Source organism: Pseudomonas sp. PI1, assembly GCF_000812405.1.
GTDB lineage: Bacteria > Pseudomonadota > Gammaproteobacteria > Pseudomonadales > Pseudomonadaceae > Pseudomonas > Pseudomonas citronellolis.
This window is the reverse complement of record NZ_JWMC01000019.1, coordinates 65,898-84,618: the sequence shown is the minus strand read 5'-3', so window position 1 is coordinate 84,618 and position 18,721 is coordinate 65,898. Positions and strand designations below refer to the sequence as shown.

Annotated in this window: 14 protein-coding genes; 3 read left to right on the top strand and 11 right to left on the bottom strand. The window is 68.9% G+C overall.

Annotated elements, in window-relative coordinates:
* Positions 1-266 precede the first annotated feature (266 nt).
* The 9 genes from RN02_RS08340 to RN02_RS08300 form a co-directional block, all read right to left on the bottom strand.
* Positions 267-3,320: a multidrug efflux RND transporter permease subunit gene (locus RN02_RS08340; protein ID WP_043314059.1), complete on the bottom strand. Its 3,054-nt coding sequence runs from the start codon at positions 3,318-3,320 to the stop codon at positions 267-269.
* Positions 3,321-3,408: 88 nt separating this feature from the next.
* Positions 3,409-4,521, bottom strand: a complete 1,113-nt coding sequence (locus RN02_RS08335) for an efflux RND transporter periplasmic adaptor subunit (protein ID WP_009615867.1) — start codon at positions 4,519-4,521, stop codon at positions 3,409-3,411.
* Between the two features lie 223 nt (positions 4,522-4,744).
* Positions 4,745-5,842, bottom strand: coding sequence for a DUF1513 domain-containing protein (locus RN02_RS08330; RefSeq protein WP_043314058.1), 1,098 nt, complete (start codon positions 5,840-5,842; stop codon positions 4,745-4,747).
* Positions 5,843-5,981: 139 nt separating this feature from the next.
* Positions 5,982-7,043: an imelysin family protein gene (locus tag RN02_RS08325; RefSeq protein WP_009615871.1), complete on the bottom strand. Its 1,062-nt coding sequence runs from the start codon at positions 7,041-7,043 to the stop codon at positions 5,982-5,984.
* A gap of 10 nt (positions 7,044-7,053) precedes the next feature.
* On the bottom strand, positions 7,054-8,472 hold the full coding sequence (locus tag RN02_RS08320) for a di-heme oxidoreductase family protein (RefSeq protein WP_043314057.1): 1,419 nt from the start codon (positions 8,470-8,472) through the stop codon (positions 7,054-7,056).
* A 174-nt stretch (positions 8,473-8,646) separates the two neighbouring features.
* On the bottom strand, positions 8,647-9,993 hold the full coding sequence (locus RN02_RS08315; RefSeq protein WP_043314056.1) for an imelysin family protein: 1,347 nt from the start codon (positions 9,991-9,993) through the stop codon (positions 8,647-8,649).
* A gap of 128 nt (positions 9,994-10,121) precedes the next feature.
* Positions 10,122-12,194 (bottom strand): putative bifunctional diguanylate cyclase/phosphodiesterase, encoded by a 2,073-nt coding sequence (locus RN02_RS08310; protein WP_043314055.1) that lies wholly within the window; start codon positions 12,192-12,194, stop codon positions 10,122-10,124.
* A gap of 193 nt (positions 12,195-12,387) precedes the next feature.
* A complete protein-coding gene (gene sodB / locus RN02_RS08305; protein WP_043314054.1) occupies positions 12,388-12,969 on the bottom strand; it encodes a superoxide dismutase [Fe] in 582 nt (193 codons plus the stop codon).
* A gap of 310 nt (positions 12,970-13,279) precedes the next feature.
* Positions 13,280-13,882, bottom strand: coding sequence for a LysE/ArgO family amino acid transporter (locus RN02_RS08300; RefSeq protein WP_043314053.1), 603 nt, complete (start codon positions 13,880-13,882; stop codon positions 13,280-13,282).
* Between the two features lie 175 nt (positions 13,883-14,057).
* Here RN02_RS08300 and RN02_RS08295 point away from each other — a divergent pair, with 175 nt between their 5' ends.
* Entirely contained in the window at positions 14,058-14,957 is a 900-nt protein-coding gene (locus RN02_RS08295) for a LysR family transcriptional regulator ArgP (RefSeq protein WP_009615882.1), read from the top strand.
* Here the strand turns inward: RN02_RS08295 and RN02_RS08290 are convergent.
* The gene (locus RN02_RS08290) at positions 14,944-15,996 is read right to left on the bottom strand and encodes a saccharopine dehydrogenase family protein (protein WP_043314052.1); all 1,053 of its coding nucleotides are present in this window, start codon (positions 15,994-15,996) and stop codon (positions 14,944-14,946) included. The genes RN02_RS08295 and RN02_RS08290 overlap by 14 nt on opposite strands.
* Positions 15,997-16,174: 178 nt before the next feature.
* Here RN02_RS08290 and RN02_RS08285 point away from each other — a divergent pair, with 178 nt between their 5' ends.
* Positions 16,175-17,164, top strand: a complete 990-nt coding sequence (locus tag RN02_RS08285; protein WP_043314051.1) for an NAD-dependent epimerase/dehydratase family protein — start codon at positions 16,175-16,177, stop codon at positions 17,162-17,164.
* An 81-nt stretch (positions 17,165-17,245) separates the two neighbouring features.
* Here RN02_RS08285 and RN02_RS08280 read toward each other — a convergent pair whose 3' ends face one another.
* On the bottom strand, positions 17,246-17,515 hold the full coding sequence (locus RN02_RS08280; protein ID WP_024128440.1) for a hypothetical protein: 270 nt from the start codon (positions 17,513-17,515) through the stop codon (positions 17,246-17,248).
* Between the two features lie 261 nt (positions 17,516-17,776).
* Between RN02_RS08280 and RN02_RS08275 the strand changes: the two genes are divergently transcribed.
* Positions 17,777-18,616: an ATPase gene (locus RN02_RS08275; RefSeq protein WP_043314050.1), complete on the top strand. Its 840-nt coding sequence runs from the start codon at positions 17,777-17,779 to the stop codon at positions 18,614-18,616.
* Positions 18,617-18,721 lie beyond the last annotated feature (105 nt).

Here is an 18,721-nt window from a genome sequence, read left to right as displayed (position 1 = left end):
CGTTCGCGGTTATACGCCGCCACACCCAAACCCATGCCCGGTTTCGCGGTCAGGACCGGAGCGCTCCGGACAGGCGCTGCGGGTTCGAATCCGCAGCGGCCCGGGGCCGAGGCCAAACGGCGGATAACGTCGAACGTTATCCGCCTACGCTGCGCCGAGGTGCCTTTCGTAGGATGGGTTGAGCTTGCGAAACCCATGCGGTCACGGTGATGGGTATCGCTTCGCTCCACCCATCCTACGGGGGAGAGGCAGGACTCTGTCCGCGTTCAATGCGCCGGCGTCGGCTCGGCCACGGGCGCCAGGTCCTTCTTCGCCACCAGCGTGTACACGCACGGCAGCACGAACAGGGTGAAGAGCGTGCCCACGGTCATCCCGGTGGCGATCACCACGCCGATGTCGAAGCGGCTCACCGCGCCGGCGCCGGTGGCCAGCAGCAGCGGGATCACCCCCAGGACCATGGCCGCGGTGGTCATCAGCACCGGGCGCAGGCGGATGGCCGCGGCTTCTTCCACCGCCTCGCGCACGCCCAGGCCGCGTTCGTGGCGCAGCTGGTTGGCGAACTCGACGATGAGGATGCCGTGCTTGCTGATCAGCCCGATCAGCGTCACCAGGCCCACCTGGGTGTAGATGTTCAGGCTCGACAGGCCGAGGAACAGCGGCACCAGCGCGCCGCAGATCGACAGCGGCACCGTGACCATGATCACCAGCGGGTCGCGGAAGCTCTCGAACTGCGCGGCCAGCACCAGGAAGATCACCGCCAGGGCCAGGCCGAAGGTCAGCAGCAGGGCGTTGCCTTCCTGGACGAACTGCCGCGAGGCGCCGGCGTAGTCGAAGGCGAAGCCGCGCGGCGACTCCTGCTCGGCGATCTGCTTCACGGTGTCGATGGCGTCGCCCATGCTCACCAGCGGCACGCCGGAGACGATCGCCGAGTTCAACTGCTGGAACTGGTTGAGCTGGCGCGGCCGCGCGCGCTCGTGCAGGGTCACCACGGTGGACAGCGGCAGCAGCTCGCCGCGGCCGTTCTTCACGTAGTAGCTGCCCAGCCACTCGGGGTTCTCGCGGAAGCGCCGCTCGACCTGGGCGATCACCTTGTAGCTGCGCCCGTCGATGGTGAAGCGGTTGATCTCGCCCTCGCCCAGCAGGCTGGCCAGGGTGATGCCCAGGTCCTGCATGGACACGCCCATCTGCGCCGCCTTGGCGCGGTCGATGTCGACCACCAGCTCCGGCTTGTCGAAGGCCAGGTCGAGGTCGAGGAAGGCGAACTTGCCGGATTCCTCGGCGCGCTTCTTCACCCGCTCAGCCACCTGCAGCAGCGACTCGTAGTCGCTGGCGGTGTTGATCACGAACTGGAACGGCAGGCCCTCGCCGGTGCCCGGCAGCGACGGCAGGTTGAAGCCGAATATCTGCAGGCCGGGGATCTTGTCCAGCTCGGCCTGCACCGCGTGGAGCAGCTCCATCTGGCTGCGCTCGCGCTCGTCCCAGGGCTTGAGCAACATGCCGCCGATGCCGCTCTGCACACCGTTGTAGCCGTTGATCTGGAACGCCGAATAGTACTCGGGGAAGGTGCGGAAGATGCGCTCGAACTCGCCGGTGTACTTGTTCAGGTAGTCCAGGTTGGCGGTCTGCGGCGCGTTGGCCATGAGGAAGACGATGCCCTGGTCTTCCTCCGGCGCCAGTTCCTTGTGGGTGAACACCAGCAGCAGCGGGATGATCGCCAGCACCAGCGCGCCGAACACCAGTACCACCGGGCGGTTGTCCAGGGTGGCGTGGAGGCTGCGCTGGTAGCGTCGCTTCAGGCCTTCGAAGAGCAGGTCCAGGCGATGCGCCAGGCCGCTGGGGTTCTCGTCGTGGCGCAGCAGGCGCGAGCACATCATCGGCGACAACGTCAGCGCGACTACCCCGGAGATGATCACCGCGCCGGCCAGGGTGAAGGCGAACTCCTTGAACAGCGCGCCGGTCAGGCCGCTGAGGAAGCCGATGGGGGCGTACACCGCGGCCAGGGTGATGGTCATGGTGACCACCGGCACGGCGATCTCCCGGGCGCCCTCGATGGCGCCCTGGAAGGGCGACTTGCCGTCCTCGATGTGGCGGTGGATGTTCTCCACCACCACGATAGCGTCGTCCACCACCAGGCCGATGGCGAGCACCATGGCCAGCAGCGTCAGCAGGTTGATGGAGTAGCCCATCAACTGCATGAAGAACAGCACGCCGATCATCGACAGCGGGATGGTCACCACCGGGATCAGCACCGAGCGGAAGGCGCCGAGGAACAGGAAGACCACCACGATGACGATCAGGATGGCCTCGCCGAGGGTCTTCACCACCTCGTCGATGGAGGCCTGGATGAAGCGCGTGGCGTCGTAGGCGATGGACACCTTCAGGTCCGGCGGCAGCTGTTCCTCCAGCTCGGGCATCTTGGCGCGGACTTCCTTGATCACGTCCAGCGGGTTGGAGCTGGGCGTGCCCTTGATGCCGATGTACACCGAGGGGATGCCGTTGAACGAGCTGACCGAGTCGTAGCTGGCCGCGCCCAGTTCCACCCGCGCCACGTCGCTCATCAGCACGCGGCGATCGCCGAGGGTCTTCAGCGGGATGGCGGCGAAGGCCTGCGGCGATTTCAGGTCGGTGGCGGCGTTGACGCTGGTGACCACCAGTTCGCCCTTCACCTCGCCGGCGGCGGAGAGGAAGTTGTACTTGCGCACGGCGTCGTCGATGTCGCTGGCGGTGATGCCGTAGGCGGCCATCTTTACCGGGTCCAGCCACAGGCGCATGGCGAACACCTGGTTGCCGAGGATCTCGGCCTCGGCGATGCCCGGCAGGGTGGCGAGCTTGGGCTGGATCACCCGCGACAGGTAGTCGGTGATCTGCGGGTTGTCCATGTGCTCGCTGTAGAAGCTGATGTACATCAGCGCCGAGGCGTCGGCGGCTTCCTTGTCCAGCACCGGGTCCTCGGCGTCGGGCGGCAGCTGCGTCTTCACCTCGCCGATCTTCGACAGCAGCTCGGTCACCAGGCGGTCGGTGTTGGCGCCGATGTGCGCGTAGATGGAGATCACCGAGTAGTTCTGCCGGCTCACCGAGGTCATGTAGTCGATGCCTTCGGCGCTGGCCAGGCTCTGCTGCAGCGGCTGGGTGATGTAGCCCTGGATGGTCTCGGCGTTGGCCCCGGCGTAGAAGGTGGTGACGGTGATCAGCGCGTTCTCCATCTGCGGGTATTCGCGGATCACCAGGCGGCTGAAGGCCTGCATGCCGAGCAGGACGATCAGCAGGCTGACCACCGTCGCCAGCACCGGGCGGCGGATGAAGGGATCGGTAAAGGCCATGGTTCAGTCCTTTGTCGTTGCGCCCGCGCGGCCGTGGCCGGGCGGGGTTCGGCGGCCGCGCGGGCCGCCCTGGTGCTTGGGTTGCGGCTCAGCGCACGTCGTCGACGATGGCCACCGGGGTGCCGCTGTCCAGCTTGAGCTGGCCGCTGGTCACCACCTGGTCGCCGACCTTCAGGCCGTCGAGGATCACCGCCTTGCCTTCGCGGCGCTCGCCGACCTTGACGAAGCGGCGCTCCACAGCCAGCAGCGGCTGGCCCTTGGCATCGTTCTGCGGTTTGCCGTCCTTGTCCTGCTTCGGCCCCACCACGTACACCGAGTTGCCGTACAGGGTGAAGGCGATGGCGGTCTCCGGCACCACCACGCGCTGCGCGGTTTCCGGCAGCTGCACCTCGAGGCTGGCGAACATCCCCGGCAGCAGCTTGCCGTCGGGGTTGGCCATGGCCGCGCGCACCTGCAGGTTGCGCGTCTCGTTGTCCACCCGCGGGTTCAGCGCCTGGATGCGCGCCTCGAACACCTGGCCCGGGTAGGCCGCGACAGTGACCAGCACGCGCTGGCCGACCTGCAGGCGGGGGAAGTCCTGTTCCGGCAGGAAGAAGTCCACCAGCAGGGTGGAAAGGTCCTGCAGGGTGGCGATGGGCGTGCCCGGCGAGACGTAGTCGCCGACGTCCACCTGGCGGATGCCGATGGTGCCGCCGAAGGGGGCCAGCACGCGCTTCTTCGCCAGCGCCGCCTTGAGCTGCGCGACCGTGGCGCTGGAGCGCTGCAGCTGCGCGGCCAGGCGGTCGAACTCGCTCTTGGAGATGGCCTGGCGGCCGACCAGGCTGCGGCCGCGCTCGAACTCCACCTGGGCCAGGTTGAGGTCGGCCTCGGCGGTGCGCAGGGTGGCGGCCTCGACGTCGTTCTCCAACTGCACGATGGGTTGGTCGACGCGGACCTTCTCGCCGGAGGCGAACAGCACCTGGCGCACGGTGCCCGAGGCTTCGGCGGTGAGCACCACGCCCTGGTTGGCGCGCAGGGTGCCGATGGCCGGCAGGCGGCTCTGCCAGGTGAGCTCTTCGGCCTTGACCGCGGTGACGCTGACCGGCGGGCGCGGCGCGGTGAACTGGGCGATCTGCTTCTGGATGGAGAAGTACTTGGAGCCGGCGAGCACCGCGACTATGACGGCGACCGCGCCGAGCATGATCAGCATGCGGCGCAACATGTTCCTGTTCCTTGGTAAGTGCCTGGCGGCTCTGCGCTGCGAGGGGCCCGTTCCTGTATGACCGGCCCTGCCTTCGCGGGACTGCATCGGTTCCCGGAGCCTGGCGGGAATGCCCCGTTGCGGGGCAGAAGTGCGCACATTAGACGGAGTTCGCTGCCGCGTCAAAGTGCCTTGATTGCAGGACGTTTCCCCTCGCGGGGGATTTAGCGCGGCCCTGCGCGGTTCAGGACGCCAGGTGCAGGTGGTTGTCCCAGAACGCCGGCGGCAGTTGCAGCGCCTCGGCGGCGATCTTCTCGCCGCGGCAGTCGTAGAGGCGGCAGCGGCCCTGGCCGGAGGTGACCACGAAGCCGTCCTTCACCGCGCCGACGCCGGCGCAGTCGGGCAGCGGCGCGTCCAGGCGCAGGGCGCCGCTGTCCAGGTCCCAGATGAAGAAGCGGTTGCCGCGCGGCGCGGTCAGGGCCACCAGGCGCAGTTCGTCGTGCACCGCCACGCTGGCGGTGTACTGGACCATGGCCTGGCGCTGTTCCTCGCCCAGCGGGAAAGGCTGGAAGGGCTGGCCGGGGCGCTTGATGGCGAGCAGGTCGGCGGCCTCGTGGGCGTCGCCCATGAACTGCTGGCAGGCGACGATGGTGCCGTCGGCGGCGATGGCCAGGTGGCGCACGCTGTTCATCTGCTGGGGCAGGGTTTCCTTGGAGACCAGCGAGCCGTCGCGGCGCATCAGCACCAGGCTCGGTTCCATGGCGTCGAGGTTCATCTCCACCCGGCTTTCGGCTTCGGTGCGGATGCCGCCGTTGGCCACCACCAGGGTTTCGCCGTCGGGCAGCCAGGCCACTTCGTGGGGGCCCAGGCCATGGGTCGGCACTTCACCGGCGTGCGCCAGCTTCTCGCCGTCGAAGCGGTAGATGCCGAGCAGGCCGCGGCCGGGGTCGGTGGTGTCGTTCTCGGTGGCGTAGAGCCACTCGCCGTCCTTGTGCCACACGCCGTGGCCGTAGAAGTGGCGGTCCGGCTGCGAGTCCAGTGTCTGCAGCAGGCGGCCGTCCTCCAGGCTCACCAGGTAGCTCTGGCGCCCCGGGCGGCGGGCCACGAACAGCGCCAGCGGCAGCGTCGGGTGCTGGACGATGGCGTGGCAGCGCAGGCCCACCTCGGTGGCGAACGCGCAGCTGCCGTCCAGGCGGTAGCCCACCGCGTAGTGCTTGCCATCCGCGTCGTCGCGGGCGGACAGCAGCAGGGGCTCCTTGCCCTTGCGCGACAGCGTCCAGCCACCGAAGGAGAGGGCGCCGAGCAGCAGGCTGCCCAGGCCGATCACGTGACGTCGCAGCATGGCGTTCACCTCTTTCACTTCATTCACCCCTGATCCGGCGAGCTAGAGCCAGGCCAGGCGGAGAGACACGGCGAATGCGGAGTTCGCATCTGCGAATTCGACGTGTCTGTCCAACGACGCATGGCCGACGCTCGACTGGTCAGTCGCCGTCGTTGGCGTTGAAGCCCAGTTGCACGTTCAGCGCCTTGGCCAGTTCGCCCTCGTGCAGGCGGTGGACCACGTTCAGGCTGTCGTACAGCTCGTTGAGCTGCTTGACGCCGGCATCGTCCTTGAGCAGTTCGCCCAGGGGCTGCTTGAGCGCGGCGAACTTGCCGTGGACGTCGGCGTAGGCGGCGTCGATCTTGCCGGCCAGGTCCTTCTGCTCGCTCGGCAGCAGGGCGCGCAGGCCCTTGCCGTCGGTGCCTTTCCACAGCGCCTCGGCGCCATTCAGGCTCGACTCCAGGCTGGCCAGGGAGATGTCGCTGCGCCAGTTCTCGGCCTGGAACGGCTGCGGGATGCCCTTGCTCTGGCGGCCCAGCGGGGTGCCGAGCTTCTTCTTCAGCATGTCCAGGGCGGTGACCTGCACGCGCATCATCTCGGCGATGGCCTCGTGGGCGTCGGCGTAGCGCTCGTTGGGGAACTTGCTCATCTGCGCGAGCATGCCGTTGTCGGCCTTCCAGCGCGTCAGGATGTCCTGGGCCAGGGCCTGCTGGTGTTCGCCGATGGCTTCCAGCAGCGGGCAGTAGCGCGCGCGGGTGGCGGCGTCGGCCAGGTCGATCCTGGCGTCGAAAAGGATGTATTCGTAGGCGGTCAGGCCCTGCACCACCACGCTGGACTTGGCCAGGGTGGCGGGGGTGATCTGCGCGTCGCCGTTGAGCAGTTGCTCGACCTGGCGCGCCACCAGGTTCTTCTTGTCCGGGTAGAACTGCACCTGCCAGGCGCGGTTGCCCTCGGCCAGCGGGCCGATCAGCAGCGGCTGCAGCTCGGCCCAGGCCTTCTGCGCGGCGACGAAATCGGCGCGAGCCTTGGCCAGCTCTTCCTTGCCCTGGCAGAAGGCCAGGGCGCTGGCGGCCAGGGCGCGGTCGGCGTCGACCCAGCGGCTGTAGGCCGGCAGGATCACCTGCTGGGCCAGCGCGGCGCTGGTGGTCGCCTGCGGGTCCTGCGGCGAGCAGGCGCCCAGGGCGATGGCGAGGCTGGTGAGCAGTAGTCGGGGGCGGAACATGTTCGGCTCCTTAGAGTGAATTCAGGAAGTCCAGCAGGGCGCTGCGCTGCGCGGCGTCGAAGGCCAGTACCCGCTGCCTGGCCGCCTCGGCCTCGCCGCCGTGCCAGAGCACGGCTTCCAGCAGGTTGCGCGCGCGCCCGTCGTGGAGGAACTGGGTATGGCCGTTGACCACCTCGGTCAGGCCTATGCCCCACAGCGGCGGGGTGCGCCAGTCGCGTCCGCTGGCGAGAAATTCCGGGCGATTGTCCGCGAGTCCCTCGCCCATGTCATGTAGTAGAAGGTCGCTGTAGGGGCGGATCACCTGGTTGGCCAGCTCCGGCTCGGCGGCGTCGGGCCCGGTGGTGAACTTCGGGGTGTGGCAGCCGGCGCAGCCGGCCTGGTGGAACAGCGCCTTGCCGGCCAGCACCTGCGGGTCGTCGACCTTGCGCCGCGCCGGCACCGCGAGGTTGCGCGCGTAGAAGGCGACCTGGTCGAAGATGCGCTGGCTGACCTCGGGCTTGCCGCCGTCGACGGCCTGGCGGCAGTCGACCTGGGCCTCGGTGCAGTCGTCGCTGGGCAGCAGGGGGCTGGTCAGGCCCATGTCGCCGGAGAAGGCGTGGGCATTCTGCTGCGCCACGTCGGGTTGCCCGGCCTTCCAGCCGAAGCGGCCGAGCACGGTCTGCTGGCGGGCGTCGTCCCAGACGCGGTTGGCGCGGCCGCGGATGCCGTCGCCGTTGCGGTCCTCGGCGTCGGCATTGGCCAGGATCGCCGCTTCGGGGATGGCCTCCAGCAGGCCCAGGCCGATCATCGGCGGGGCGACGCGGGCGGAGAACTGGGTGTCCGGGTGCATGGGGCCGTAGCCCAGCTCGGTGAGGCGCAGGATGGGCTTGCGCAGCTCGACCTCGGTGCCGTCCTTGAAGCTCACCTTCACCGGCTGGTAGTCCATGCGCACCCGCGCCTCGGGGGCCACGCCGGGAATCGCCGAGTCCTGCAGCTGGCCGCCGTAGACCGGCTCGGGCACCACGCCCAGGCGCTTGAGCGTGCGTGCGTCCTCGGCGCCGGCGGGAATCGACAGGCGCACCAGCATGGACACCGCGTTGATGTCCTTGGGCCCCGGCGGATGGCCGCGGCCGTCCTTGATGTGGCAGTTCTGGCAGGCGTTGGTGTTGTACAGCGGCCCCAGGCCGTCGCGCGCGGTGGTGGTGGTGGGCGCGATCACCCAGGGGTTGCGGAAGAAGCTGTTGCCCACGCTGAAGTCCAGGCGGCGGCTGGGCGTGAGGTTGCCCGAGGGCATGGAGTAGGCGTTGCGGTCGGCCTGGTACACGGTGGCGCCGCCGCCGGACAGGGCCTCGCCCGGTTCGGCCACCGCCTTGGGCTCTTCGCGACCGCAGCCGGCGAGGGCCAGGGTGGCGAGCAGGGCGGCGAGGGCTGCGGTTGGACGGCGGTACATCGAGGCGATCCAGGCTGAAAAACGGGCGGGCCATCTTAGCAGTTGGGCAAATGCAAATATGAAAAATTTGTATTCGCTATTGCCGTGTGGCCCGGATGAAACGCCAAGGCCCCGGTTCACGGGGCCTTGGCTTGGCCAGTGCGCTGCGGCCGGTTGCCGCAGCGCGGGCGTCGATCAGAACTGGTGATCGGCGTTGTCCGGCTTCAGGTCCTGGATGCCCAGGGCGGCGGCGGCTTTCTCGATGGCGCCGGTCTGCTTGACCAGGGAAGCGATGGCGTCGCTGATGATCTTGTGGTCGGCCTCGTCGGCCGGGGCGATCATCTGGTCGAAGTGCACGCCATCCTTCTCGGCGCGGTCGACGATGGCCTGCATCTTGGCCTGGGTGGCGTCGAGGTCGGCCTTCAGGTCGGTGTTGGCCTGGGCATCGGCCTTGGCCACCAGGTCGGCCACGCTCGGGCCCTTGACCACGCTGCCGTCCACGCGCTTGTACTCGCCCAGGTAGATGTTGCGGATGCCTTCGGCGTTGAAGTACAGGGTGTGGTGGGTGTTGTCGCTGAAGCAGTCGTGCTCGTCTTCGGTGGAGTTGGCTTCCAGGGCCACCTTCATGCGCTCGCCGGCCAGCTCGCCCAGGGACAGGCTGCCCATGCCGAAGAAGATCTTGCGCAGGTTGGCGTCGGCGCCGTCGGCTTCCAGCTTGGCGCGGTAGTTGTCGGCGACGCCGGCCTTCCAGTTGCCGACCATTTCTTCCAGCTGGGCCACCAGCAGGTCGGTGACGGCCTTCAGGTAGGCCGCGCGACGGTCGCAGTGACCGTTGCTGCAGTCCTTGCCCTGGACGTAGTCGGTGTAGGGGCGGTTGCCGGCGCCGGGCTTGGTGCCGTTGAGGTCCTGGCCCCAGAGGAGGAACTCGATGGCGTGGTAGCCGGTGGCGACGTTGGCTTCGGAACCGGCCACTTCGTTCAGGCTGGCCAGCTTCTCGCCAGTGATTTCCTTGACGTCGATCTTGTCTTCGCCGACCTGGATCTCGGTGTTGGCGACGATGTTGGCGCTGGCGGCCGGGTTGCCCTCGGCGTGCTGGTAGTCCTTGGCGACGTAGTCGATCAGGCCTTCGTCCAGCGGCCAGGCGTTGACCGCGCCTTCCCAGTCGTCGACGACCTTGTTGCCGAAGCGGAAGGCTTCGCTCTGCGAGTAGGGCACGCGCGCGGCCAGCCAGGCCTCGCGGGCGGCCTTGAGGGTTTCTTCGCTGGGCTTGGCGAGGAAGGCGTCGACGGCCTTCTGCAGGGCCTGGGCGGTAGTCAGGGAGTCGCTGAAGACGGCCTCCGCCATGTCCGCGTAGTTCTTCACCACGGCCTTGACCGCGGCCTCGTCGACCTTGGCGGCGGCCGGGGCGGCGCTCTGGGTGCTGGCGGCCGGGGTGGCTGCCTGGCTGGCCGGGGCGGAAGCTTCTTTCTTGTCGTCGCCGCAGCCGGCGAGGGAGATGGCGATGGCCAGCAGGCTGGCGGTGGCCCAGGGCATACGAGTCATGACGGGTTCCTTAGCATGGGGTGGCGCGAAAATAGGATGCGCAAAGAAAGCGGCAACATAATGCGAAAGATTTGCATTTTTGAAAAGGCCGCGCTTGCGATTTGCCAGCAGCCTTCACAACGGGGGGATCAGCGGCGTTCGATGCTGGAGCTGCCGGCGGCCTCGGCCAGGCGCCGCGCCTGCTTCAGATAGAGGGTCAGCTCGCGCGCCGGCAGCGGCTTGCTGTACAGGTAGCCCTGCCCCTCGTGGCAGCCCTGGTCGATGATGTAGGCCTCCTGCTCGAGGGTCTCCACGCCCTCGGCGATGACCTGCATGCCCAGGCTCTTGCCCAACTGGATGATGGCCCGGACGATGGTGGCGTCGTCGTCGTCCTGCAGCAGGTCCTGGACGAAGCTCTTGTCGATCTTGATCTTGTCCAGCGGCAGGCTCTTCAGGTAGCTGAGCGAGGAGTAGCCGGTGCCGAAGTCGTCGATGGCGATCAGCGCGCCGGCGCGGCGCAGGCTGAGCAGGTGCTGGGCGGCGGTGGAGATGTCTTCCATCAGGCCGGTCTCGGTGACTTCCAGCTCCAGCGAGCGCGGCGGCAGGCGGTGGATCTGCAACAGGTTGCTGACCACCCTGGGCAGGGCGTTGTGGCGCAGCTGCACGGTGGACAGGTTGACCGCCAGGCGCAGGTCGTCGAAGCCCTGGTCGTGCCATTCGCGCAGTTGCTTGCAGGACTGGTCGAGCACCCATTCGCCGATGGAGAAGATGCTGCCGTTCTGCTCGGCCAGGGGGATGAACAGGTCCGGCGCGACCCAGCCCTGGGTCGGGTGCTGCCAGCGCAGCAGGGCCTCGACGCCGACCACGCGGTGGTCGCGGTAGTCCACCTGCGGCTGGTAGACGATGTGCAGCTCGTTGCGCGACAACGCCTCGCGCAGGTCCTTCTCCAGCTCGCGGCGGCGGCGCATCTCGCTGTCGACGCTGGCGATGTAGAACTGGTAGCGGTTGCGCGAGCGGGTCTTGGCCAGGGTCATGGTCTGCTCGGCCTTCTGCAGCAGCTTCTCGGTGCTCTCGCCATCCTCGGGGTAGAGGGTGATGCCGATGGTGGCGCGCAGCTGCACCGGCTGCTCGTCGAGCTGGAAGGGCAGCTCCAGGTCGTCGAGGATCTGCTGGGCCAGTTCCGCCGCCTCGTAGGGCTGCTCGATGTCGGCCTGGACCAGGGCGAACTGGTCGCCGCCCAGGCGCGCCAGGGCGCCGAGCTGGGCGCTGTGGCCACGCAGGCGGTCGGCCAGGGCGATCAGCAGTTGGTCGCCGAACTGGTAGCCGTGCTGTTCGTTGATGCCCTTGAAGTCGTCCAGGCCCAGGCACAGCACCGCCACGCGGCGCTCCTCGCGGCCGGCGTCGGCGAGTATCTGGTCCAGGCGCTGCTGCAGCAGCTTGCGGTTCGGCAGGCCGGTGAGGAAGTCGTACTGGGAGATGCGCAGCAGGCTGTTCTCCGCCTCGCGGCGCAGGTGGCCGTTGCGCTCGATGGATTCCAGCAACTGGTTGGCGGTGTTGATCCACAGCCCCAGTTCGTTGTGCTCGTGGCCGGCCAGCATCGGCAGCTTGTGCTCGCCGGGGCGGTCGGGGTTGATGCTGGTGAGGTGGTCGATGATGCGCCACAGCGGCTTGGTCAGCAGCCAGTGGTAGACCAGGAACAGCACCAGGCCCATGGCCAGGGCGCGGAGGATGCCGGAGAGGAAGATGATCACCGAGGTGACCACGAAGTCCTGGCCGTAGGGCGCGGTGTCCAGGGTGATCTTCAGGTCGCCGTAGTATTCGCCGGGCTCGCCGCGGCCGACCAGGCGGATGGAATAGTGCTGCTCGGGGCCGAGGATGGGGTCGGTGAGCCAGCGGGTGGGGGAGTCCAGCAGCGGGCGGGATTTCTCCGCCAGCATGGGTTCGTCGGGGTGGCCGATGGCGGCGTAGCGCACCGCTTCATGCTGGAACAGGCCTTCGAGCACCTGCATGGCCATGTCGCGGTCCAGGCTGTACACCGCCTGGGTGGACGGGTCGCGGACCATGGCGAGGATCCGCTGGGCGTCGTTGTGCACCGCCTGCCGCGCCTTGTGGGCGTCGAAGACGATCTGCGCGCAACTCAGGACGACACCCACCACCAGCGCCGCGAGCAATACGACGCGCAGCAGCTTGAGGGAGAGCCTGTGCCGGGGGTCCAGTTTCAAGGGTGCTTTCCTTGTTCATCGCCATCCGGCGAAAGACAGGTCTGAGTATTGGCAAACGGAGCTTTGACGTCAAAGGGCCATCACCCTTTTTCCGACCAAATCCGACTCTCAGGTTAGCCGAGCCTTGTCCTTCTGGCGCGCAGAAAGCAGAAACCCGGCTTCAGGCCGGGTTTCCGCGGAGCAACCGAGGGTATCAGGCAGCGAAGTTCTTCGCCACGTAGTCCCAGTTGACCAGGTTCCAGAAGGCTTCGACGTACTTCGGACGCAGGTTGCGGTAGTCGATGTAGTAGGCGTGTTCCCACACGTCGCAGGTCAGCAGCGGGGTGTCGCCGCTGGTCAGCGGGTTGCCGGCGCCGATGGTGCTGGCCAGGGCCAGGGAGCCGTCGGCCTTCTTCACCAGCCAGGCCCAGCCGGAGCCGAAGGTGCCGATGGCGGTCTTGGTGAACTCTTCCTTGAACTTGTCGAAGGAACCGAAGGCGGCGTTGATGGCATCGGCCAGGGCGCCGGTGGGCTGGCCACCGCCGTTGGGAGCCAGGCATTCCCAGTAGAAGGTGTGGTTCCACACCTGGGCCGCGTTGTTGAAGATGCCGCCCGAAGAGGTCTTGACGATGTCTTCCAGGCTCTTGCCTTCGAACTCGGTGCCCGGGATCAGGTTGTTCAGGTTCACGACGTAGGTGTTGTGGTGCTTGTCGTGGTGGTATTCGAGGGTTTCCGCGGAAATGTGCGGCTCAAGGGCGTTCTTGGCGTAAGGCAGCGGCGGCAATTCGAAAGCCATGGTGTTTCTCCTATTTCCTCAGGTCAGGGCTAGCGCGGCGAACGCGCGACCGGTACACGGGGCCGGTTCGGTGATTGTCGCGGCATCCGTACGTAGCGCCCCTGCTCCGCAGAGCGAGGCGCGCGTCGGGTGCGTCCAGCAGGCCTGGCAGGCTGGCGCCGCGAACCTCGGATCATAGCACCCGCCCCCCGGCATATCCACGCAGCAACTGTAGGGGCAAAGCCGCGCGCCAGTGCCGGTGCGGGGCGTTCCCGCGCACTGGGGTCGACTGCCGCGAGGCTTCGGGGTTCGATCTGTTTCGTCGCCGGGCTCAGGCGGCGAACACCAGTTGGCTGGCCATGCCGAGCATCATCACCGCCACCATCAGGTCGACCAGGCGCCAGGTGGCCGGGCGCGCCAGCCAGGGCGCGAGCCAGGCGGCGCCCAGGGCCAGGGTGAAGAACCATAGCAGCGAGGCGCTGGCCGCGCCCATGGCATAGGCGCCGGGGGCGGCCTGCTGGGCGCCGAGGGAGCCGATCAGCAGCACGGTGTCCAGGTACACGTGGGGGTTGAGCAGGGTCACCGCCAGCGCCGCCATCAGCACCGCGCGGCGCGAGCGCGGACCGGTCTGCCCGGCCTCGCCCATGGCCTGCGGGGCGATGGCGCGGCGCAGCGCCTTGGCGCCGTACCAGGTCAGGAAGATCACCCCGCCCCAGCGGGCCACGGCCAGCAGCGTGGGGTTTTCCGCCAGCACCTTGGCCAGGCCGAACACCCCGGCGCTGACCAGTACGGCGTCGCACAGCACGCAGAGCGCGGCCACCGAAAGGTGGTGCTCGCGGCGCAGGCTCTGGGCCAGGACGAAGGCGTTCTGCGCGCCGATGGCGATGATCAGGCCGGCGGCCACCAGCAGGCCGTTGAGGTAGCTCTGCCACATGTTCAGGCTCTCCCTTGGCAGTTGGAGCACTGGCGGGGCAGCGAGGAAACGGAGAGGGTCAGGCCAGGCATGGTCGGGCTCCGGTGGGCGGGTTCGAGGGGGAATGCCTGGCGAGTCTGGGGGTTGTGCCTGTATAAGGAAAACGAATCCTGTTGATGTCTCATTAGGAAAACTGATGTTCGACTACAAGTTGCTGGCCGCCCTGGCGGCGGTGGTGGAGCAGGGCGGCTTCGAACGCGGCGCCCAGGCCTTGGGCCTGTCGCAGTCGGCGATCTCGCAGCGCATCAAGCTGCTCGAAGCGCGCGTCGGCCAGCCGGTGCTGGTGCGCGCGGCGCGGCCGCAGCCCACCGAGCTGGGCCGCCGCCTGCTCAACCACGTGCAGCAGGTGCGCCTGCTGGAGGGCGACCTGCAGCAGTGGGTGCCGGCGCTGGACGAGGGCGGCTCGCCCGAGCGCCTGCGCCTGGCGCTCAACGCCGACAGCCTGGCGACCTGGTGGGCCGCTGCCATCGGTGATTTCTGCGCCGAGCGCCGGGTGCTGCTGGACCTGGTGGTGGAAGACCAGGAGGTGGGCCTCAAGCGCATGCGCGCCGGCGAGGTGGCCGGCTGCCTGTGCGCCAGCCCGCGGCCGGTGGCGGGTGCGCGCAGCGAGCCGCTGGGAGCGATGCGCTACCGCGGCCTGGCCAGCCCGGCGTTCGTCGCCCGGCATTTCCCCGAGGGCGTGCGCGTCGAGGCCCTGGCGCGGGCGCCGGCGATCGTCTACGGCCCGGATGACCAGTTGCAGCACCGCTACCTTGCCGACCTCGGCGTGGACGGCACCTTCATCTACCACCTGTGCCCCTCGTCCGAGGGCTTCGTGCGCATGACCTGCGGCGGCCTGGGCTGGGGCCTGGTGCCGGAGCAGCAGGTGCAGGGCGAACTGGCCCGCGGCGAGCTGGTGGAACTGCTGCCGGGCCAGGTCATCGACGTGCCGCTGTACTGGCACCACTGGCGCAACGGCGGCGAGCTGCTCGCCGCGCTGACCGCCCACCTGCTGCGCCGGGCCGCCGCCAGCCTGGTGCCGATCAGCCGCGGATGACGATGCGCCCGCTGCCCGGCAGGGCCTCCACGCAGCGCGGGCCGAACAGCTGCGAGGGCGTGAAGTAGCCGCCGGGGCCGTCGTGGCCGAGCAGGTGGCGCACGGCCAGGAGCACGCCGTGCACGGTGACGTCGTAGCCGTTGGCGGTCTCCAGGCGCGCCGTGCGCCGCTCGCCGCGGCCGTTGCGCACCTCGCCCCAGACCCAGGTGCGCAACCGGCCGCGCGCCTGCTCGTCGGGGCCCTTCACGCGCCGCTGCACCTGGCGCTTGAGCCAGTGCTGGACGCCGTCGCGGCCGAGCAGCGGGCGTAGTGGGTCGATCAGGCGCATGCCCATGGCCGCCAGCGGCGGCGCCGGCAGGTACACCTCGATGTTGGGGATGCCGGTGCTGTAGAAGGCGGTGGCGACGTCGCCCCAGGGAATGCTCACGGCATGCTTGAGGCCGCGGCCGAAGTCGATGTCGCGGCGCTTGTAGCCCAGCGGCACCTCCACCAGGCGGCCGTCGCGGCGCACCTTGCCGCCCAGCTTCAGGCCTTCCACCGTGGTCGCGGCGGTGCCCGGCGAGAGCCCGCTGCCGGTGTCGAAGCCCAGCGCCAGTTGGGTTGCATCGGGTAGGGCCTCGGCCAGGCAGGCGGCGACGCAGTCGGTGGGGATGACGTCGAAGCCGACGCCGGGGCAGACCACGCAGCCGGCGGCGCGGGCGCGTTCGTCCAGGCCGTGGGCGTGTTCGAAGACGCCGATCTCGCCGGTGATGTCGACGTAGTGCGTGGCATTGGCCAGGCACGCCTCCAGCAGCGGCGCGGCGGTGGCGGAGAAGGGCCCGGCGCAGTTGGCCAGCACGGCGACGTCGGCCAGGGCCGCGCCCGCGCCCTCGGCGCCGAATACCCGGCACTCCAGGCCCAGCACGCTGCCCAGCGCCTGCACGGCGGCGGGATCGCGCCCGCCCAGCAGCGGGCTCAGGCCCTGGCGTCGGGCCTCCTCGGCCAGCAGGCGGCCGGTGTAGCCGTTGGCGCCGTAGATCATCCAGTAGGGCTTGCTCATTCGGGGCCTCGCACAGGGAACGGGGAAGGATCGCCGGGGTTCTAACCGGCCTCGACGCCGGCTGTCACCCGGCCGCGAGTCGGGCGGCTCGCAAGGACGCCGTTCTGGCGTGCGCGGCCAGCGTGGCCGGGCGGGTGGCCTGCTAGAGTCGGCAGACAACAACTATAGAGGTGCGTGCATGAAGATTCTGGTCACCGGCGCCAGCGGGTTCATCGGCGGGCGTTTCGCCCGCTTCGCCCTGGAACAGGGCCTGGCGGTGCGCGTCAACGGCCGCCGCGCCGAGGCCCTGGAGCCGCTGGTGCGGCGAGGCGCGGAGTTCATGCCGGGCGACCTGGCGGACGCGGCCCTGGTGCGGCGCCTGTGCGAGGGCGTCGATGCGGTGGTGCACTGCGCCGGCGCGGTGGGCGTGTGGGGCCCCTACGAACACTTCCACCAGGCCAACGTAGTGATGACCGAGAGCGTGGTCGAGGCCTGCCTGAAGCAGGGCGTGCGGCGCCTGGTGCATCTGTCCTCGCCGTCGATCTACTTCGACGGCCGCGCCCACGTCGGCCTGAACGAGGACCAGGTGCCGACGCGCTTCGCCAACCACTACGGCGCCACCAAGTACCAGTCGGAGAAGGTCGCCCTGGGCGCCGCCGAGTTCGGCCTGGAGGTGCTGGCGCTGCGCCCGCGCTTCGTCACCGGCGCCGGCGACACCAGCATCTTCCCGCGGATGATCGCGGCGCAGCGCAAGGGCAAGCTGAAGATCATCGGCAAGGGTCTGAACAAGGTCGACTTCACCAGCATCCAGAACCTCAACGACGCCCTGTTCAGCGCGCTGCTGGTCACCGGCACCGCGCTGGGCCAGGCCTACAACATCAGCAACGGCCAGCCGGTGCCGCTGTGGGACGTGGTCAACTACGTGATGCGCCGCCTCGACCTGCCGCCGGTGACCGCGCACATGCCCTATCCCCTGGCCTGGTCGGTGGCGGCGCTGAACGAAGGCCTCTGCTACCTGCGCCCGGGCCGCCCCGAACCGGTGCTGACGCGCATGGGCATGGCGGTGCTGGCCAAGGACTTCAGCCTGGATATCAGCCGCGCCCGCCAGTTCCTCGGCTACGAGCCGCGCGCCAGCCTGTGGGACGCGGTGGACGAATTCTGCGACTGGTGGAAAGCCAGCGGGCTCTGACGTATCCGTCGCGGCTTTCGTAGGATGGGTAGAGCGCAGCGAAACCCATCGCCCGGGATCCTGCTGCACCCGACCCCGCCGTCACCCGCGCAACGGCCCCGAGTAATGCCGCTGCCCGGACTCGCTGGGCAGGAAGCTCGGCTCCTGCACCACCCGCGGCAGGCGCACGCCGCTCAGCTCGCTGAGGCGCTGGCCCAGCTCGCGGGTGTCGTCCCGGCTGGAGCCCTCGCAGGCGCGCAGCATGAGCGCGATGGCATCGGCTTGCTGGAACCGGATGTCCAGCGCCTGTTCCTCGCGCAGACGGCGGCGCAGTTCGCGCATGCAGTCCAGGATGGCCTTGTTGAATTCGATCACTCAACTCCCTCCCCGCAGTGGGCGCCAGGGCGGCGCCGGTGCGGAGGCGGAGCAAGGCATATGCCATACTGTCGCCTTGCCACTATTTCCGCGGCCTGGCGGGAACCCCGGCCGCGCCGGCGTGGTCTCTGCCAGGGCCCGTGCGCGCCGCCGCGGTGCGCCGCGCCCCCCGATGGCGCGCTGTCCAAGCCGTCGGCGCGAACGGATATACTGCGCCCTGCGCAGGCGCCATGCCGCTTTCCCCCACAGGTTTCCTTCATGCGTAACGACAGTTTCGACGACTTCGACGATGTGCCCAGCCTGACCACCGACGCCGCCGACCGCGACGAGTTCGGCCACCATCCGCGCCGCGTCTACGAGCCCGGTGGCCAGCGCCTGGCGCCCCAGCCCAAGGGCGGCGCCAGCACCGGGCCGCTGTGGGCGCTGGTGGCGGCCATGGCCATCGCCCTCGGCGGCCTGGCCTGGTGGAGCCACCAGCAATTGGCGCTGATGGAGCACCAACTGATCGCCACCCAGGAAAGCTTCGCCAAGATCAGCGAGGAAGCCGCCGGCCGCCTCGACGACATCCGCGGCAAGTTCGTCCAGAACGAGTCCTCGGTGACCAGCGAGCGCGAGCAGCTCAAGCTGCAGGTCAAGCAGTTGCAGGGCCGGCTCGCCGACCAGGCGCGCCAGCAGCAGGACTCGCTGTCGCAGATCGACGGCCAGCAGGCCAAGCGCCTCGACCAACTGAGCAACGAACTCAAGGCCCAGCAGGACAGCGCCGCGCAGCTGATCGCCCAGCTCGACGGCAAGATCAAGTCGCTGGCCGACGAACAGGCCAAGGTGAAGAGCCTGCAGGGCGACCTGGCCACCGCCAACACGCAGATCCAGAGCCTGAGCGCCGACATCGCGGCACTGAAGAAGCGCGGCGACCAGAGCCAGTCGATCAAGAGCATCCAGGACGACCTGCTGATCCTGCGCAGCGAAGTCGAGGGCAAGCAGGGCCAGCAGGGCGGCAGCACCGCCGAGTTCGACGCCTTCCGCGCCCAGGTCACGCGCAACATCAACGCGCTGCAGGCACAGGTGCAGAACCTCCAGCAGCAGTTGACCAATCGCTGAGCCCCGTGTAGCGGGCCCTGCCCGCGATTCGCGCGCAGGGCGCGCTCCTACATGGGAATGTGCGGAGCGAATCTTATCCGCGATAAGCATCAGGCCTGCACTGGG

Bases quoted from the DNA above. Each gene is read 5' to 3' on its own strand.
- RN02_RS08295 (WP_009615882.1), top strand. From the start codon at position 14,058: ATGTTCGACTACAAGTTGCTGGCCGCCCTGGCGGCGGTGGTGGAGCAG.
- RN02_RS08300 (WP_043314053.1), bottom strand. From the start codon at position 13,882: ATGTGGCAGAGCTACCTCAACGGCCTGCTGGTGGCCGCCGGCCTGATC.
- sodB (WP_043314054.1), bottom strand. From the start codon at position 12,969: ATGGCTTTCGAATTGCCGCCGCTGCCTTACGCCAAGAACGCCCTTGAG.
- RN02_RS08325 (WP_009615871.1), bottom strand. From the start codon at position 7,043: ATGTTCCGCCCCCGACTACTGCTCACCAGCCTCGCCATCGCCCTGGGC.
- RN02_RS08330 (WP_043314058.1), bottom strand. From the start codon at position 5,842: ATGCTGCGACGTCACGTGATCGGCCTGGGCAGCCTGCTGCTCGGCGCC.
- RN02_RS08335 (WP_009615867.1), bottom strand. From the start codon at position 4,521: ATGTTGCGCCGCATGCTGATCATGCTCGGCGCGGTCGCCGTCATAGTC.
- RN02_RS08315 (WP_043314056.1), bottom strand. From the start codon at position 9,993: ATGACTCGTATGCCCTGGGCCACCGCCAGCCTGCTGGCCATCGCCATC.
- RN02_RS08340 (WP_043314059.1), bottom strand. From the start codon at position 3,320: ATGGCCTTTACCGATCCCTTCATCCGCCGCCCGGTGCTGGCGACGGTG.
- RN02_RS08275 (WP_043314050.1), top strand. From the start codon at position 17,777: ATGCGTAACGACAGTTTCGACGACTTCGACGATGTGCCCAGCCTGACC.
- RN02_RS08285 (WP_043314051.1), top strand. From the start codon at position 16,175: ATGAAGATTCTGGTCACCGGCGCCAGCGGGTTCATCGGCGGGCGTTTC.
- RN02_RS08320 (WP_043314057.1), bottom strand. From the start codon at position 8,472: ATGTACCGCCGTCCAACCGCAGCCCTCGCCGCCCTGCTCGCCACCCTG.
- RN02_RS08290 (WP_043314052.1), bottom strand. From the start codon at position 15,996: ATGAGCAAGCCCTACTGGATGATCTACGGCGCCAACGGCTACACCGGC.